General features: G+C 38.0%; 12 protein-coding genes. 11 read left to right on the top strand and 1 reads right to left on the bottom strand.

The genetic code is table 11. The annotated features are described in order from the left end of the window. Window positions 1–25 precede the first annotated feature (25 nt). The 6 genes from AC1F2U_RS23615 (at window position 26) to AC1F2U_RS23590 (ending at window position 10,324) form a co-directional block, all read left to right on the top strand. Entirely contained in the window at window positions 26–4,333 is a 4,308-nt protein-coding gene (locus AC1F2U_RS23615; protein ID WP_480263313.1) for a thioester reductase domain-containing protein, read from the top strand. A gap of 43 nt (window positions 4,334–4,376) precedes the next feature. After that, window positions 4,377–5,129, top strand: coding sequence for a class I SAM-dependent methyltransferase (locus AC1F2U_RS23610; protein ID WP_480263312.1), 753 nt, complete (start codon window positions 4,377–4,379; stop codon window positions 5,127–5,129). A 727-nt stretch (window positions 5,130–5,856) separates the two neighbouring features. Beyond that, the gene (locus AC1F2U_RS23605; RefSeq protein WP_480263311.1) at window positions 5,857–6,849 is read left to right on the top strand and encodes a Rieske 2Fe-2S domain-containing protein; all 993 of its coding nucleotides are present in this window, start codon (window positions 5,857–5,859) and stop codon (window positions 6,847–6,849) included. A gap of 130 nt (window positions 6,850–6,979) precedes the next feature. Further along, window positions 6,980–8,668: an iron uptake porin gene (locus AC1F2U_RS23600; protein ID WP_480263310.1), complete on the top strand. Its 1,689-nt coding sequence runs from the start codon at window positions 6,980–6,982 to the stop codon at window positions 8,666–8,668. 162 nt (window positions 8,669–8,830) lie between these two features. Beyond that, window positions 8,831–9,304 (top strand): acyl-CoA thioesterase, encoded by a 474-nt coding sequence (locus tag AC1F2U_RS23595; RefSeq protein WP_480263309.1) that lies wholly within the window; start codon window positions 8,831–8,833, stop codon window positions 9,302–9,304. 186 nt (window positions 9,305–9,490) lie between these two features. After that, window positions 9,491–10,324: an alpha/beta fold hydrolase gene (locus AC1F2U_RS23590; RefSeq protein WP_480263308.1), complete on the top strand. Its 834-nt coding sequence runs from the start codon at window positions 9,491–9,493 to the stop codon at window positions 10,322–10,324. Window positions 10,325–10,770: 446 nt separating this feature from the next. On the opposite strand, the gene AC1F2U_RS23585 is transcribed toward AC1F2U_RS23590, so the two are convergent. Beyond that, entirely contained in the window at window positions 10,771–11,421 is a 651-nt protein-coding gene (locus AC1F2U_RS23585; protein WP_480263307.1) for a TetR/AcrR family transcriptional regulator, read from the bottom strand. A 122-nt stretch (window positions 11,422–11,543) separates the two neighbouring features. On the opposite strand from AC1F2U_RS23585, the gene AC1F2U_RS23580 reads away from it, so the two are divergent. The 5 genes from AC1F2U_RS23580 to AC1F2U_RS23560 all read left to right on the top strand — a co-directional run bounded on the left by AC1F2U_RS23580 (window position 11,544) and on the right by AC1F2U_RS23560 (window position 17,729). Beyond that, complete coding sequence (locus AC1F2U_RS23580; protein WP_480263306.1) at window positions 11,544–12,914, top strand: HlyD family secretion protein; 1,371 nt, start codon at window positions 11,544–11,546, stop codon at window positions 12,912–12,914. Between the two features lie 155 nt (window positions 12,915–13,069). Continuing rightward, window positions 13,070–15,034, top strand: a complete 1,965-nt coding sequence (locus tag AC1F2U_RS23575) for an ATP-binding cassette domain-containing protein (RefSeq protein WP_480263305.1) — start codon at window positions 13,070–13,072, stop codon at window positions 15,032–15,034. A gap of 56 nt (window positions 15,035–15,090) precedes the next feature. Further along, the gene (locus AC1F2U_RS23570) at window positions 15,091–16,194 is read left to right on the top strand and encodes an ABC transporter permease (protein ID WP_480263304.1); all 1,104 of its coding nucleotides are present in this window, start codon (window positions 15,091–15,093) and stop codon (window positions 16,192–16,194) included. A 77-nt stretch (window positions 16,195–16,271) separates the two neighbouring features. Next, window positions 16,272–17,393, top strand: a complete 1,122-nt coding sequence (locus AC1F2U_RS23565) for an ABC transporter permease (protein ID WP_480263303.1) — start codon at window positions 16,272–16,274, stop codon at window positions 17,391–17,393. A 108-nt stretch (window positions 17,394–17,501) separates the two neighbouring features. Beyond that, window positions 17,502–17,729 carry a hypothetical protein gene (locus AC1F2U_RS23560; RefSeq protein ID WP_480263302.1) on the top strand — a complete coding sequence of 76 codons (228 nt, stop codon included), beginning with the start codon at window positions 17,502–17,504 and terminating at the stop codon, window positions 17,727–17,729. Window positions 17,730–17,795: the final 66 nt, after the last annotated feature.

Below are 17,795 nucleotides of genomic sequence, written 5' to 3'. Positions count from 1 at the left end.
AAATTAAATTATAATAACCAAGAGTATGAATATGCATGAGAATTCAAATGAACTCTTTGAGTATCCTAACGAGATAGCTATTATTGGTATATCTGGGCGTTTTCCCGGAGCTAAGAATATTGAAGAATTTTGGCAAAATTTAAAAAATGGAGTTGAATCAATAACTTTCTTCTCTGACGAAGAACTTCAATCAGTAGGAGTAGAAAATAGCGATTTAGCTGACCCTAACTATGTGAAAGCAGAACCCGTGTTAGCAGATATTGACTTATTTGATGCAGCATTTTTCGGTTTTAGTCCCAAAGAAGCAGAAATTACAGACCCCCAGCATCGCCTCTTTCTAAATTGTGCTTGGGAGGCTTTAGAGGATGCGGGTTATAATTCTGAATCATATAAAGGTTCTATTGGTATTTATGCAGGTACAGGAATGAGCAGTTATTTGTTCTTCAATCTTTACCCTAACCATGAACTAATAAAATCTGTAGGAAAACTTCAAACTATCATTGGTAATGATAAGGATTATTTAGTTACCCGTGTATCCTACAAACTAAATCTAAAAGGACCTAGCGTCAGCGTTCAAACTGCTTGTTCTTCATCATTAGTATCTGTACACCTAGCTGCTCAAAGTTTGCTAAATAATGAGTGCGATATGGCTTTAGCCGGTGGTGTTAGAATTTCTTCACCCCCTAAAACTGGTTATCTTTATGAGAAAGGTTCTATTCTCTCTCCTGATGGACATTGCAGAGCATTTGATGCTGAAGCACAAGGAACAATTTTCGGTAGTGGTGTTGGAGTCGTAGTCCTAAAGCGTTTAGCTGATGCTATAAACGATGGTGACTCAATTTATGCTGTTATTAAAGGTTCAGCCGTCAATAATGATGGCTCCTTAAAAATTGGTTACACAGCACCTAGTATTGATGGTCAAGCAAAAGTAGTTGCAGAAGCTTATGCCGTAGCAGGGGTAAAACCGAAATCAATCACTTATATTGAAGCGCATGGTACAGGAACACCACTAGGTGATCCTATCGAAATATCTACTCTTACTCAAGTTTTTCAAACTAGTACTAAGGTTAAACAATTTTGTGCTATTGGTTCAGTCAAGACCAATGTTGGACACCTAGAAGCTGCCGCAGGTATCACGAGTTTAATTAAAACAGTTTTAATGATGAAGCATAAATTAATTCCACCCAGTTTGAATTTTCAGCATCCTAACCCGAGAATTGACTTTAATAACAGCCCGTTTTATGTGAATACTAAATTGAAAAGATGGGAAGTTAACCAAGGCAAACGACTAGCAGGAGTAAGTTCCTTTGGAATTGGTGGTACAAATGTTCATCTTGTTCTTGAGGAAGCCCCTGTAATAGATGAATCCTCTCTAAAAATAAGACCAAAGAAACTATTATTGTTATCTGCTAAAACTAGCTCTGCGCTAGAAAAAGCAACCAAGAATTTAGCTATATATTTAAAACAATATCCTGAAATTAATATTGCTGATGTAGCCTATACGTACCAAGTAGGACGAAGAGCCTTCAATTATAGACGAATGCTAGTTTGTGATAATATAAGCGATGCTGTCAACATATTAGAGCCAATTAATACAGATAGAGTGTATACAAGTTATGAAGAGTTAAAACAGCAGTCAATTATATTTATGTTTCCAGGACAAGGTTCACAATATGTGAATATGGCTCTGGAACTTTATAAATTTGAACCAACTTTCCGCAAACATATAGATATATGTGCAGAATTACTTAAGACTGATTTAGGTCTAGATTTAGGTGATATACTATATCCAAGTGTAAGTGAAAGCGAAAACGCAAGACATAAGTTACGCACCACTGCCATAGCACAACCTGCACTTTTTGTAGTTGAATTTGCACTAGCACAACTATGGATAGAGTGGGGTGTATGTCCCAATGCAATGATTGGTCATAGCGTAGGCGAATATGTGGCAGCTTGCCTAGCTGATGTTTTGAGTTTAAAGGATGCTTTAACCTTAATAGCTGCTCGTGGTCGGTTAATGCAGCAAGTGCCTACTGGAGCTATGCTGAGTATTGCTATTTCGGAAGAAGAAATAACACGATTTTTAGAAACTAGCGAACTTTCTTTAGCTGCAAATAATGCCCCTAATCTTTGTGTAGTTTCGGGAGCAGAACATCATATAGCTGAACTAGAGCAAAAAATGAAGAATGAAAATATTACTTGCCGTCGCTTAAACGCTTCCCATGCTTTTCATTCTAATAGTATGGACTTAATTTTAGAAACTTTCACTTGGTTAGTCAGTAAAATTAAGCTGTCTTCTCCTCAAATCCCCTACATTTCTAATGTAACTGGTACTTGGATTACTGCCTCAGAAGCAACAGATCCCAATTATTGGAGCAAGCATTTACGCCAAACAGTGCGTTTTATGGAAGGTATCCAGACATTGATGCAAGCACAAAACCCTATTTTACTGGAGGTTGGTCCTGGTTCAACATTAAGTACGTTGACTAAGTTAACTCTAGGAAAATCAACAGCATCAAATGTACTGTATTCGATACGTCATCCTCACGATCAGCAATCAGACATAACATTATTGCTAAATACCTTAGGTCAACTATGGTTAAAGGGAATTAACATCAATTGGTCTAAATTTTATACTCATGAGCAACGCCACCGTATTTCATTACCAACTTATCCATTTGAGCAGCAACGATATTGGATTAATCCGCCAGCTATGAATCATAATCATAGCCACCAGATAGAATGCGAGCAAAAAATAGAAGATACTTATTCTTCAGATATAAAGAACACATCACTATATTCAAGACCAAACTTACATAATACGTACGTCGCACCTCTTAGCGAAATAGAACAAAAAATAGCCGAAATATGGCAAAATTTACTAGGTGTCAACCAAATCGGTATTCACGATAATTTCTTTGAATTGGGAGGGAATTCTTTAATTACAACTCAATTTATCACCCAAGTACTCAATATTTTTGATGTTGAACTTCCTCAACGTTCTTTATTGGAATCACCAACCATTGCAAAATTGGCTGAATTAGTTAATAGGCTTCAAAGAAAATATCCGGAAAATCATCCATTAAATAATAATTCTATAGATTTTTTAAAGGACTCGTTGTTAGATCAAAATATTAAACTTCAAGGAATTTATTTTGAGCCAGTAGCAAATCAATTAGATAATATTCTTCTAACTGGAGCAACGGGTTTTTTGGGAGCATTTTTATTATCTGAGCTTTTAAAACAGACGGAGGGACATATTTACTGTTTAATCCGTTCGCATAATATTAGAGAATCCAAACAGAAAATTAGACGGAATTTAGAGTATTATGGGCTTTGGCAGCGTGGTTTTAGTACTAGAATTATTCCTGTAATCGGTGATTTATCTCGTCCTTTTTTAGGGCTTACGTCTAAGCAATATCAAAAGCTTGCTAGTCAGATTGATACCATTTACCATAATGCGGCAATAGTTAATTTTACTTATCCATACTCCTTTCTCAAATCAAGCAATGTTTTAGGAACTCAAGAAATTATTAAGTTAGCTGCTCAATTTAAGGTTAAACCAGTACATTTTACTTCTTCAATTGCTGTATTTGAATCAGTTACTACCTCTGAAGCTCCTATTATTCATGAAAACTATGACTTGGATAAAGTTCAAGGACTTTTTAGAGGTTATGCTCAAAGCAAATGGGTTGCTGAAAAATTAATTGTATCAGCACGTTCTAGAGGTATTCCTACTACTATATATAGGCCAGGAAATTTAGGAGGTCATAGTCAAAATGGCATAGGTAATACAAATGATTTTATCTGGAGAATGATAAAAAGCTGTATCCAGTTGGGTATTGCACCAGATTTAGATACTCTAATAGACATAACCCCTGTAAATTATGCAAGCAGTGCTATTGTTTATCTTTCGCGACAGCTAGATTCTTTAGAAAAAACATTTCACTTAGTCAATCCTCAACCTGTTAATTGGAATGATATTATTAACTGGATGATAGATTTTGGCTATGCTATTGAAAAAATTTCATATACACAGTGGCAAACAAAACTAATTCAAAACATCAATATTACTGATAATAATGCATTATATCCATTAGCCTCCCTATTTTTTGGCACAGTAAATATGTCTGAAACAGAAATATTTGCACAAATTCAAAGGCCTCAATTAGGTTGCCAAACTACTCTCCAGAGTTTAACAGGATCTTCTATAACCTGCCCGACAGTAAACGTTGATTTATTAACAGCATATTTTTCACATTTTATTGATAGTGGATTTATTAATCCTCCCACTGTAATTAAGGAGCAGAATTACAATTACTTATCTGTGTAGAAACCATGTGAATTTGTCTAAAAATTTCGATGGAGTGTTTGATATGACAAACTCAGTTTTACTAACAAAACAGTCTGCCTGGTCATTTTTCTATCGGTTCGGTCTTTTTGACCCTGTTATTCCTATTAACTATGACCTTTCAATCAAAGGTGCTTTTGAAGCTTTAGCTCCCAAAGTATCAGATCGAATAATTGATGTTGGTTGTGGTAATGGCCGTCTTATCCACCATGCCCGTTCATGGTTAAATGAAGGTGGACGCTTGGTTGGTGTAGAAATTAGCCAAGGTGGTGCTGACTATGCTCGATATCGTGCCGAAAAATTTGGTTGTGCAGATAGGGTCACTATTAAGCAAGGTGATATGCGCCACCTTAAAGATTTAAACTTAGGCTTTTTTGAAGGTGCGGTAGCTCATTTTTCCGTTTATATGCTTGCGACTCAATCTGAGCGGCGGGGAGTAATCAAAGAAATAAGTAGTTTACTTAAGCCTGGAGCTAAACTTGTACTTGCTGTACCTAGTGAGAATTGGGCTGTTAAAAATATCTTTACCCATGCTCGCAAAGTTGAATCAGAGCGTCATGATGTCAATTGGTTGTACAAAATATTCCGCCAGTGGGTCATTTATCCTCTGACTGCAACTGGATTCAGTGACCTTGAAAAAGGACTCGATAAAGATATTTTCCACCGATACACACCTGAAGAAATTCGCGAACACTTGGTTAATGGAGGATTTGAAGAGATAGAAATTGAATCTATATATGGTGGGAATGGCTATCGTGCTATAAGTAAAAAAATTTAAAGTCACAACATTTTTATAGCAATCCTAAATCAGTAGGTCAGTACATCAGAGCGACCGTATCATATTAACAAAAGTAGTTTATTGTCAATAAGCTCAAGAATAGTCGCATTAATTGTTGCTTACAGCACTTCCGCCTGCTATGAGGTACGCACACAGTCTCAAAAGTTAGGATAGGAAAGGGATATGGGGAAAATTGTGCTTCATAATAGTCGGAAGTGCTGTATTGAGACACATTTAATGATCGCTTTGAGTTTGGGAAACTAAGCCAAACGAGAAATGCTGATTTTTTCGTTGGTTCTTAACCTTGGCTGTGATCAAGAGTAATTTAGATGCGTTTGCCCTGGTCGGTACATAAAACAACTAGACGTAAGCACCCGCGCCTGAGGGCAGATGTCTGCTTGAATGACACAACTAAAAAGCTGGAATGCGACTTTAGCTGCTCCACTTCATTCAGGCAAAGCTTCAAGCATTAGGGCCTGTTGAACTACTATATGTCAATCCGCCGATTTTACGGCCATCATTGAAACTGTTGTTAGTGGGAGTGAGCATATCGAATGCGGCTGTTGACATACATTCCAAAACCTTTGAGATGTACTTCTGGCTTTAAATTATGCGTAAGGATTCAGGTAGCGGAGTATTTGTAAATGAGGTGCGTAGCGCCAGACTATGTTTGAGGAAAAAAATGTTAATGTTGTGGATACATTTTTAGTCAAGGTAAAAGAAAGTCATGAAAGCACATAATTTCTGGCATCCTGTTTTAAAAACTAAAGATATAAAACGTCAACCGGTGAGTGTAAATTTTTGTGGAAAGGAATTAGTTATTTTTCGGAGTGAAAATGGAATATTAGGAGCATTAGAAGATTGTTGCCCACACCGCAGAATGCGATTGAGCAAAGGAACTGTCAGGGGAAATCGTCTAGTTTGCCCTTATCATGGCTGGAATTATGATCGAGATGGGAAAGGAACCAGCCCTAGTACTTCAGGACTACGTCCATGTGTTAAATCTTATGATATTGCCGAGAAATACGGGGCAATCTGGGTAAAAGAACTTCATTCTACTGCAGAATTACCAGTAATAGTTAATCCTGAATTCCATCAAGTTTGTACCTTACATTACCGTATTCAAGCGCCTCTAGAACTATTAGTAGATAACTTTTCTGAGATTGAGCATAGTTGTACAACTCATATTTTTCTTGGACACGATTTAGAGGGAATATCTCAGGTTGAGAGTTATCTTGAGGTTACAGAGGATGCAGTACGAATTATTAATAAGGGGCCACAAAGGAAAATACCCAGATTTTTAGAATTGCTACTAGGTTACAAACGTGATAGTTTGTTTGTAGGCGAGTTAGAGGTTCTGTTTTCTCCAGTACATATCAACATAAAAAATTATTGGATTTCTCCCAATGACTCGGAATTCAGAAAAGGAGAGGCACAAGGCGCTGTATTTTTTAACCCAGTTAATGACCAAGAAACAGAAATGATGATGTTTTCTTTTATGTCCTCAGAATTAGCCGTATTTAGCCGTTTTTTAAATCCTTTAGCAACATTTTTATTAGATTATGAAACCAAGTTAGATAAAAAAATGCTCGAAGGAATAACAAATAAAAATATTAGTATTGTAGGAATGCAGTTAGGGCGTTTTGATAAAGTATTAAAGCTAACTCGTGAACGTATAAAAAGCCTTTATTGGCAAAAAGACGTTATTTCTTTACGCTAAGTTTTTTGTAGTTTCTTTGATTTAAGGCTAAGGTTAAAATAAAACTATTTTTTTAAAATAGTTACTAAATCTTGATTGAGTTTGTATTAGTAAAAGTAGGTTCTATATCTGGAGTTAAATCTTTTAGCTAATGATTATTCGTGTGGGGAAAATATTATTTTTTAGTTGTTTGTTCCTGAATATTTTAAGTACTGCTGTTTTAGCATTTGAATTAGAAGTTGAAAATAATATCGTCAAGGATAAATTCTCAGATATCCCACTCAAGAATATTCAGACTCAAGCTCAAGTTGAATTAGAGCCTCTTGATAATGATTCTAGTACTGCGGCTGACAAAGTAACTTCTGTCTCTCAATTTTCAGATGTGCAACCTAGTGATTGGGCTTTTCAAGCTCTGCAATCTTTGATTGAACGTTACGCACTGATAGCTGGTTACCCTAATGGTAAATTTCAAGGTAACAGAAGTTTGAATCGTTACGAGTTTGCAACAGCTTTAAGGCTAGCTCTAAAGCAACTTAACAAAAAGTTAGCAACAGATAGTGGAAGTTTAGCTAATAAAGATACTTTAGATACTGTACAGCGATTGCAAAGAGAATTTGCATTGGAACTTAAATATTTAGTAGGTAGTATAAACATCATAGATGACAATATTAGCCAACTAGAAGCTAGGCAGTTTTCGACTAAAATTAAATTTAATGGTGAAGCTAGTTTTGCAGTTTCTGATATTTTCAGAAAAAGTAACTCAAGTTCAACTGTTCTTTCCTATGTGGCTTATCTAGACTTTGCGTCTAGCTTTTCTGGTAGAGATAGGTTAATTTCTAGTTTTAGATATGGTTCTAATCTAGAACTTAACCAAAGGTTAAATAGGTTTACCCCTTTTAGAACAGCCATTGTTCCTAGTTTTCAAGGGACTCTTATAACAGAAGCATACGGAACCAATAATCAACTGGAACTAGATAAGTTAGTTTATGATTTTCCTATAGGTGATAGAATACAGGCTGTCTTAATGGCTACAGGTGGGCGCCATGAGTATTATACCCCTAGCATTAATCCTTTTTTCGATGATAATGAACGGGGTAGCGGAGCCATTTCTGCATTTGGGCAACGTAACCCAATTTATCGTTTTGGTAGTGGTGGTTTTGGTGTTGGTATGAAAGTTAGATTAACTGACTCAGTTTTGTTGAGCGCAGGTTACCTCAGCAATGAAGCCAACGATCCAAATACAGGAATTTTTCAGGGTAACTATAGCGCTTTAGGACAAATTACTTTTACGCCCAGTGAACAGTTGCAGTTTGGTTTTACTTATATTAATAGTTATTTTGGTAATCCTAGAGTAGGTCCTTTACCTGCACCTCTGGTTGGTAGCTTTCAAGCCAGTAATCCTAACGTATTTTTAGGACGGAGGTTTAGCCCAGCTATTACAAGTTCATACGGTTTTCAAGCTAACTTTCAGGTTACTGATAACTTTTATCTTGGTGGTTGGGCTGGATTTACAGATAGTCGTATCTTTCAGGTCGGCGACGCTCAACTTTTAAACTGGGCTATCACGCTTGCTTTTCCTGATTTGGGTAAATCAGGTAGTCTCGGTGGTATTATTATTGGACAGGAACCTACTCTTATAGGTCTTCAATCTGGTAGTAATCTTAGGGAAATATCTATTGAAGATGACGATATGTCATTACATCTTGAAGGTTTCTATAAGTATCAACTTAATGATTTCATTTCTATTACGCCTGGAATTATCTGGATTACTGCACCTAATCAGAGTAATGAAAATGATGATTTTGTGATTGTTACTCTTAGAACTACATTTAAGTTTTAAAAGGTTAATCAATTAATCAATTTTATAAGAAAGGATTTTTTTTGAAAACATTGACGTGGCTTCTAATTATTGTGTTAAATCTTATTAATTCGGTACTGCTCTTATCCAAGGTTCTATTATAAAAGCTTGATGGTGTAGTTTAGTTTAGAGTTTTAAATTCAAATGCAATCTCAATCCCCTATTATTAAGTCTATTGAAAAATCACCTTCAAAGATAGATGACAAGTGGTTTAGATATTCAGTACGAGTACAGCCTCATCATACGGATTATGCTGGTGTCGTTTGGCATGGTTCTTACATCAACTGGATGGAAGAGGCACGGATAGAATATTTGCACTCTATTGGAATCGATCATGCGAAACTGACTAGCTTAGGTTGTGATTTACCTGTTGTTGATTTATCAGTTCGCTATCATCGGCCTATGCGGATGGGAATGGTAGCTGTTGTCCGAACCTGTATGAAATCTAAAGTAAGTGGGATAAGGCTTGATTGGGACTATACAATTCAATCGTTAGAAGAGCAAGAAACCTATGTAACAGCACAATTGACTTTAGTGCTAATTAATACGCAAAAAGGAACGATTATGCAACATTTACCATTAGAAATAGAGAAATTGTTAAAGACTAAATCTAGTTAAGTTAGATTTTTATAAATGCGACTCTTAAACTCCTTTGTTTCTGGGGATAAGGAGAGAGTCGCTCCTATTTTCATTAACGGTTAACTGTTGGCTGAATTTCAGTAAACATTAACACTCAATAGGAAATCCCTACTTAAAGCCAGAGGATTAGCTTGATTTTTAATACTGTTTCAAAGGTTAATATTCATGGAAATGCCAATCGATAATTATATCAATATAGAAGGTATTAACACTCGCTACTGGAAAGTTGGTGAGCATGGAACACCTATTATACTTATTCATGGGGCTGGTGCATCAATAGATTACTGGTACAAAAACATATTTATCTTAGGGCAAAATCATGTAGTTTATGCTCTGGACTGGGTAGGCTCAGGCAAGACTGATAAACCTGAAAAAACATATAACTATGATGATTTAGCAAATTTTGTAATCCAGTTTATGGATACAATAGGTGTGTCAAATGCCACTGTGTTAGGAGCATCTGCGGGTGGAATTATTGCACTAAAATTGGCATTAGCTTTTCCCAAAAAAGTAAATAAATTAGTTTTAATTGGCAGCGCTGGTTTAGGCAAAGCCGTAGGTTTAGGAATGCGTATTTCATCCATACCGGGAATTGGCGAAGCTCTTAATAAACCAAGTCTTGCTACTACTAAATTTCTGATTCGGCAGTGTGCCCACTATCCAGAAAACTTTCTCAATGATGAATTTGTGAACCTTGTATACCAAAATCTACCCTTAGAAGTTTTAAAATTTCAATTACGCCTTTTTCGGACAACTGCAAATTTCTGGGGAATGAAACCAGAATTTTTAAAAAATATTTGTGATTTTTTGACACAAATTCAAGCCCCTACACTTATAATCTGGGGAAAACAAGATCAAGTTATACCAGTTAGCTATGCAGAAAGCACTGCTAGTAAAATTCCTGATAGCAAACTACACCTATTTAACAACTGTGGTCATTGGCCATATCTGGAATATCCTGATGATTTCAATCACTTAGTCCTTGAGTTTCTAAAATAATTAAGGGTTTACTTCTAAGCTCGACTTTATTCATTTGTGATGAGAGCGGTTTTTTTTGGAGATAACCAACAATGAAACAGGTGTTTTATACCAGTTTTGTATAAAGATGTATAGAAAGAATCTCATTGCCTACGGTACTTCCTCGCAAGTTTGGGGAGGTTGGGAGGGATCAAAGTAATGTGCAGCTTCACAGAGAATTGGTACTAAAGATAAATTATACTAAAGACCTTAAAACTTAAGTATATGCAAATTCGGTGAAACTAACAGCGTAAAGCTCACAAGGCTTAAGCTAAAATTTGAAGACATTACCACCTTATAAGCGAATGAAAAAAGCATATCTAATGATTTAAGGTGGGAACAGTGGCAATCTTAAACCTTTGCTCAAGTTGTCTGTCATCTCCGGTTAGATTTTCAAATCAGTCTGTATCAAGTATTGCTATCTCAGCTTAATATACTGTTGTTGCCCCTACCGTATTTAAGGACTGGCTCATGACCACGTTCATTAGGCTGTCTAGCAGACGATCGCGTGATAAAAATGTAAGTTCTTTTCCATACAAAATTTCTTGTACAATCACGTAAGATACCAACGAACCAAAAAAAATGTGAGCCATTGCTTCTGGATCGGTAATTCCTAATTCTGGATGAGATGCGAAATACTGACTGAGAATTTGCCGACCACGCTGTACAACAGTTTGGGTATAAAGTTTGGCTAATTCCGGAAAGTTCTGTGACTCGGTGATAATCAAACGCAACAATGCCAAATAATCGGGATTATCAGCGACTTTAGTTAAATAGATTTCAGCAACTTGACGCAACAAAATTGCTGGTTCACCGTGCAATTCTTCTGTGCAAAAAATACTTTGAAAACAAGCGAGCGTCAACCGTTCTATCAACGCTTTAAACAGTCTTTCTTTATCTTGAAAGTGACTGTATACGGTTTGCTTCGACACTCCAGCTGACGCGCTGACACGATCCATACTTGTTCTAGCGTAACCCTCCTTCAAAAATACCCGTATAGCTCCTTGCAAGATTTGCTCTTGCTTTGGAGTGATAACAGGTAAAGGATTTTCTAGTTGGGAACTAGGGTTTTTGAACATGAAGAGTAAATTTTTTGACGCATATCTTGTAAGATTATACTATACAGTCTAGTATGATGACGAAGAATTCAAAATTCTCGATTCTTGTCTATAAAATATTTTTCACAATCCAGGGTGCTACCATGACTCAGACTATCCCAACATCCCCGGAAAATCTCAAAGATGCCCCAATATTAAAACAGCAGCACCGCAAAAAACCGATTCCTTTAATGATCGGGGCGCTGCTGGTGGTCGGTGGCATTGGTTACGCTGTGTGGCGTAGTCAACCGCAAGTATCAGCAAATGTATTGCAAGTTAGCGGACGGATTGAGGGTTATGAAACCGAGATTGGGATCAAGCGTTCTGGAAGAATAGAGTCAATTGTCGTGCGGGAAGGGGCAGCAGTAAAAAAGGGGCAAGAGTTAATTAAGTTAGACGACACAGACGATCAATTGCTGCAACAACAACTGCTTGGTGCTCAAGCAAGAGTAACATCTGCTAAGTATGATGAACAGCAGGCAATTTCAGATGTCGAGCGAGTCACCAGAGAAATTCAGGAAATTAACAGCCAAATTAACGAAGCCAAACTGAATTTGCAACAGTCTCAAGGGGATACCGAAGGAAGGATTGAGCAGGCACTAGCAAATGTGGCAGCAGCTAGAGCCACATTAGTGCAAGCACAAGCGCAAGTTAAACAGGCAGCAGCAGAAATTAATTTAGCAAAAATCAACCGCGATCGCTATGCCCAATTAGTCAAAGAAGGGGCGATCAATCAACAACAATTCGATCAAGCGCAAACTACCCTAGATACAGCAATAGCAACCCTAGAAGCACGACAGGCAGCAGTTAATGCCGAACGCCAACAATTAAAGGCTACATCAGGGGCGTTAACTCAAGTTAAAACTACAGGTTTCAATCCTGACATTCGCAATGCCCAGTTAACAGCATTAGTCAGAAAGCAGCAGCAAAGTTATGCTCAACTTAAGTCTGCACAAGCGAAAGTCAACTCTGCCCGTGCCAAAGTTAAAGATGCCCAAGCATCAAATCAGCAAATTCTCACGCAGATTGCAGACTCCAAAAAAGATTTAAATGTAGTCAGCCCCCTAGATGGAGTAGTTACAGTCCGGAGTGTCGAACCAGGCGCAATAGTTAGCAGTCAGACTAATATTTTGACAATTGTTGACCCCAAAACAGTGTATTTTAGAGGTTTTATTCCCGAAGGTGATATTGGCAAAGTGCGTCTAGGACAAACAACAAAAATCTTCATTGATTCTGCGCCGGACAAACCATTAGAAGGTAAAGTAATTGCGATCGATCCGCAAGCTTCATTTACACCAGAAAATATTTACTTTCAAAAAGATCGAGTCAGACAAGTAGTAGGGATTCGGATCAAAGTTCAAAACCCTGATAGCTGCTTTAACCCCGAAAATCCTTATAGTGAATCAGATTTACCCTGCGCCAAAATGGGGATGCCAGCAGATGCCGAAATTAGTTTGAAGGCAGGAGGTAGATAAGAGAGCAGGGAGAGCAGGGGAGGAAATATTTATTTAGCACTTTTAAGATAGTCTCGATTAAAAAATTTCATTGCCAACCATGAAAAAGGTATCTTCGTCTACACTCCATCCTCTGAGACCATTACACCACTTTTCAAGATAGGACGCTGAAGGGAATGAAACAGCAAATTACTACTTTTTCTCCAAACTTACCACCATCATCTAGCCTGCCAACCACAGCAATTGAAGTTCGCGGTTTGCATAAGCACTATGGAAACTTAGCTGCTGTGCGAGGAATTGATTTGAGTGTCAATAAAGGTGAAATGTTTGGATTAATCGGCCCTGATGGTGCGGGGAAAACTAGCACTTTTCACATTTTGGGCGGTGTGATGGAAGCAAGGGCGGGAGAGGTGCAGATATTTAATCAACCTGCACGAGATGCCCGATTAATTACAGGTTATCTTACTCAACAGTTTTCGCTGTATTTGGATTTGAGTATTGATGAAAACTTGCGTTATGCAGCAGGTTTGCGGCAAGTAGCAGATGATTTATTAAGGGAACGCCGCAATAAATATTTAAAATTAATGAATTTAGAGCAATTTGGCGATCGCTTAGTGGGACAACTTTCTGGTGGGATGAAACAAAAGCTGGCGCTGTGTTGTGCTTTGGTTTCTCAACCAGAAGTATTGTTACTAGATGAACCTACCACGGGTGTCGATCCAGTTTCCCGGCGGGAATTTTGGGATGTGCTAGGAGAATTGTCAGCCGAGGGAATGACAATTGTAGTTGCTACACCATACCTAGATGAAGCTGAACGCTGTCACCGCGTGGCTTTGATGTACAGTGGGCAAATTCATGAAATTGGCACACCCAAAGAATTACGGGCTAACTTAGGCTTGCATCGTTTGGAATTGCGAACAGCAAATCTACAAGCTACAGAAGAGATATTATCTCAGACTGACCAGACAAATATAGTAGATGTGCAAACTTTTGGCGATCGCTTGGATGTCCTTGTTGAAGATATAAATTCCGGCGAAATCCAAGTCCGCGAACTGCTGCAACAACATCAGTTACCTTCTCCCAGTATCGAGCATGGCGAACCCACATTAGAAAACGTCTTTGTCACGCGCCTGCGACAACAAGGTTCTGCGCCGCAATTTTTCCCCTTTCCTCGTTTTCGCAAAAGAGGACAAGGAGACACAAAGGGAGTCGCCATCTATGCCCACAACCTTAGTCGGATGTTTGGCAAGTTCCAAGCCGTTAAAGATGTCAACGTCGAAGTGCGCTACCGGGAAATCTTTGGGTTGTTAGGTGCTAACGGTGCTGGAAAAACCACCACAATTAAGATGCTGTGTGGATTACTAGCAGCAAGTGGCGGTGAAATTTCCTTAGGTGGTGAAACCGGAAATCTGCGGAGTGCAGACTTACGGCGACGTATTGGTTACATGAGCCAAAAATTCACCCTTTACGACGATTTAACTATTCTGCAAAATCTCGAATTTTATAGCGGAGTTTATGGCGTACCTCGCAAACTCCGACGGGAAAAAATTGATTGGGTAATTGCTACCTGTGGTTTAGAAGGACAAGCAAACATGATTACTGGGCAGCTACCGGGTGGTTGGAAGCAACGAGTCGCTTTTGGTGCTTGTGTGATGCACGAACCAGATATTTTATTTTTAGACGAACCCACATCGGGGGTAGATCCGTTGGCGCGTCGCCAGTTTTGGAAGCTGATTAATGACTTTGCCCGCAACGGTACAGCTATTTTAGTGACAACGCACTATCTAGAAGAGGCTGAACAGTGCAACCGGATGAGTTTTATGGTTGCAGGAGAAACTGTCGCCGAAGGTTCACCTAGTTCTGTCAAAGCCTCGCAACCGGGACAACTAATAGAAATTATTGTTAATCAAAACCAAGTAGCTTCTAAGATACTAAAACAACACCTTGAGTCTTGGCGCGTCTCGATTTTCGCTGATAGTTTACACGTTGTTCTCGATCATCCTGAACAGGAAATAGATCAACTAACTCAACTTTTAGAAGCTAATCAAATTACCATCAATTCTTTACGTCCTATTCCTTTTTCTTTAGAAGATGCTTTTATTGGTATAGTACAGCGATCGCAAAGTAAGGAGGCTACGTGAATAATCGTGTCTGTCTGTACAAAAGTAAGATTTAAGAAAAAGTTTCTTCAGTATATATGAAAAGAGTTTTAGCTCAATGTGTGAAAGAAATAGCCCAATTTCGCCGTGACCGCCTGACGTTAGCACTAGCATTTTTATTGCCATTTATCACCTTAATAATTTTTGGTTTTGCTATTAGATTGGAGAGTAAAAATATTCCCTTAATTGTGCAAGATTTTAGCCGCACAAACCTAAGTAGCAGCTACATTGAAAGACTGTATGCTACTAACCAGTTTATACCTAAACAATGGTCTGGCGGTAATCCAATACGCGATGCTATAGATAAAGGAATCGCCAAAGTTGCTGTAATTATTCCGCCAGAATTTAGCCGCGATATTCAAGCAGATAGAAGTACAAGCGTGCAAGTATTAATCGATGCGACTGATGTTAATAATGCCCGTGTAATTAGAAATAATATTCAAAGAGTCACAAACTTTTTTATGCAGAAGCATGGACTCCTACCCGCTATTAGTATTACAGCACGAATGCGTTTATGGTTTAATCCTGGTAGATTAGAATCGCTGTATATTGTACCGGGAGTTTACGGTGTTGTACTGTGGATTTTTCCTTCATTACTGTCAGCGATCGCAATGGTACGAGAAAAGGAAAAAGGGACAATTCTACAAGTCTATACCTCTAGTATTAGCGCCACAGAACTATTACTTGGTAAAGGATTAGCATACTTATTAATTGCGATTGCCGAGGCATTAATAGTTATGCTATTAGGCTCAATTATTTTCCGAGCGGGCATAGTTGGCAACCCTATTACATTGCTAATTGGTACTTTACTATTTCTAATAGATAGCGTTCTATTTGGTTTACTTTTAGGAGTCCGTAGTAGTAACCAAAATGCTGCTGTACAAGGCGTTTCCCTTGTAGGCTTTATCACATCCTTATTACTCTCAGGTTTCATTTATCCCCTCAATAATATTCCTTTTCCCTTATCACTAGTACCTAACGTAATTCCAGCACGTTATTACATTGATATCACTCGTGATGCCTTCGTGCGCGGTACAGGATTTGCCGGAGTTTGGTTTGATTTAATTATGCTTGCAGCTTTGGGATTAGTATTTTTCAATGTATCACGCCGAGTTTTAAGCCGAATGCAGTTACCTAGTTAAGAAAGTTGCGAAAATTACAGTTAATTTTTTATTTCTAATTGTTATTTTGCCCAGTATTTAGTACCCAATCCCGATTTATGAAACTTATTCAGCAATTATTTGATAGCCCATTTTGGGCATTAATGCGGAAAGAAATTAATCAAATTCTCCGTAATAAGCAATTAATTGTATTGTTAGTTGTTCCGCCGACAATCCAATTATTACTGTATGGCTTTATTCTCAATCCTGACGTTCATAACTTACGATTAGGCGTAATCGACTATGCCAACGTCAACGTCAGTCGGGAGTTAGTTTCAGCTATGACATCAAATCGAATTTTCAGCTTAGAATCTGTACCAAATAGTGAAAAAGCTTTGAGTCGTCAGGTAGAAGAAGGAAAGCTAGATGTTGGAGTCATAATTCCTCCCGACTTTCCGCGTCAATTAGCAAAAAAGTCAGCAGAAATCCAAGTATTTATCGATGCTGTAAATGCTAATACAGCCGGGATTGCGGGAAATTATATGAATCAAATTATCCAGCAATATAATTTGAAATTAGCCCAAGGTAAAGCACGTCCTCCAGTCTCATCTGAAGTTGTATTTCTTTACAACCCTGGACTGACGAGTAGTTGGTTTTTTGTACCAGGCATTATGGGTTTAGTTTTAACATTAATTGGCACATTAGTATCAGCAATTACTCTTGTCAGGGAAAAAGATACGGGAACTTTAGAACAATTATTAATGACTCCGGTTGCTAACTGGCAAATATTACTATCGAAAATTGTCCCTTTAGTATTTTTATTAATGGGAGATGTGTTATTCGCTATCACTTTAGCAATGGTAATATTTCATGTACCATTTCGAGGTAATTTTCTACTATTTTTAGCCCTATCAAGTATGTATGTATTTGTAGGAATTAGCCTGGGTATTATGTTGGCAACTGTGAGTAGTTCCCAACAACAGGTAGTCCTGACATCTTTCTTTATTAATTTGCCAATGGTACAAACTTCTGGGGTGATCGCACCCATTGAAGCGATGCCTCCTTTCTTTCAAGCCCTATCCCTACTTAATCCCCTCCGTCATTACATTGCGATCGTTCGAGGTATTTTGCTCAAAGGCGTTGGCTTAGATGTGCTGTGGATGAATGTTTTGGCTTTAGTTGCCTTTGCTGTTGTGTTATTAACTATTAGTATTAGTAAGTTTCGCAGTCAGTTAAGTTAAGAGGATGGGTAGTACGGGAGCATCCCTCTTTAAAATTATTATCATTAGACCTCTTGCAGAATTATTTTATTGTAAGATTGGGAGTTTTTAGCTTGATTAAACTCACTTATGCGATACGAGCAAACAAAAAAACTATCAAACCGAGAGTTCAAACGTCTGTTGGGAGTCCAAAGGCTGACATTTGATCAGATGGTCAAAGTCATGGGAGATACTACGGAAACCAAACTTTCCCCGTGGTTGTCCTCCCAAGCTAGATTTAGAAGACCAAGTTTTGATTGGCATCACCGTGCCAAAACGGGAAAATTGTACGCTAAGGCTAAAAGCCTTCCCCCATAAGCATCTTAGCCACCCATTTTTCAATAACACCCGTAAGTAAGATTGAGCCTCCTATAGGTGTACTTT

Source organism: Nostoc sp. LEGE 12454, assembly GCF_056620565.1.
Note: the sequence above shows the minus strand (reverse complement) of the source record. Positions and strands in the feature narration are given on the sequence as shown.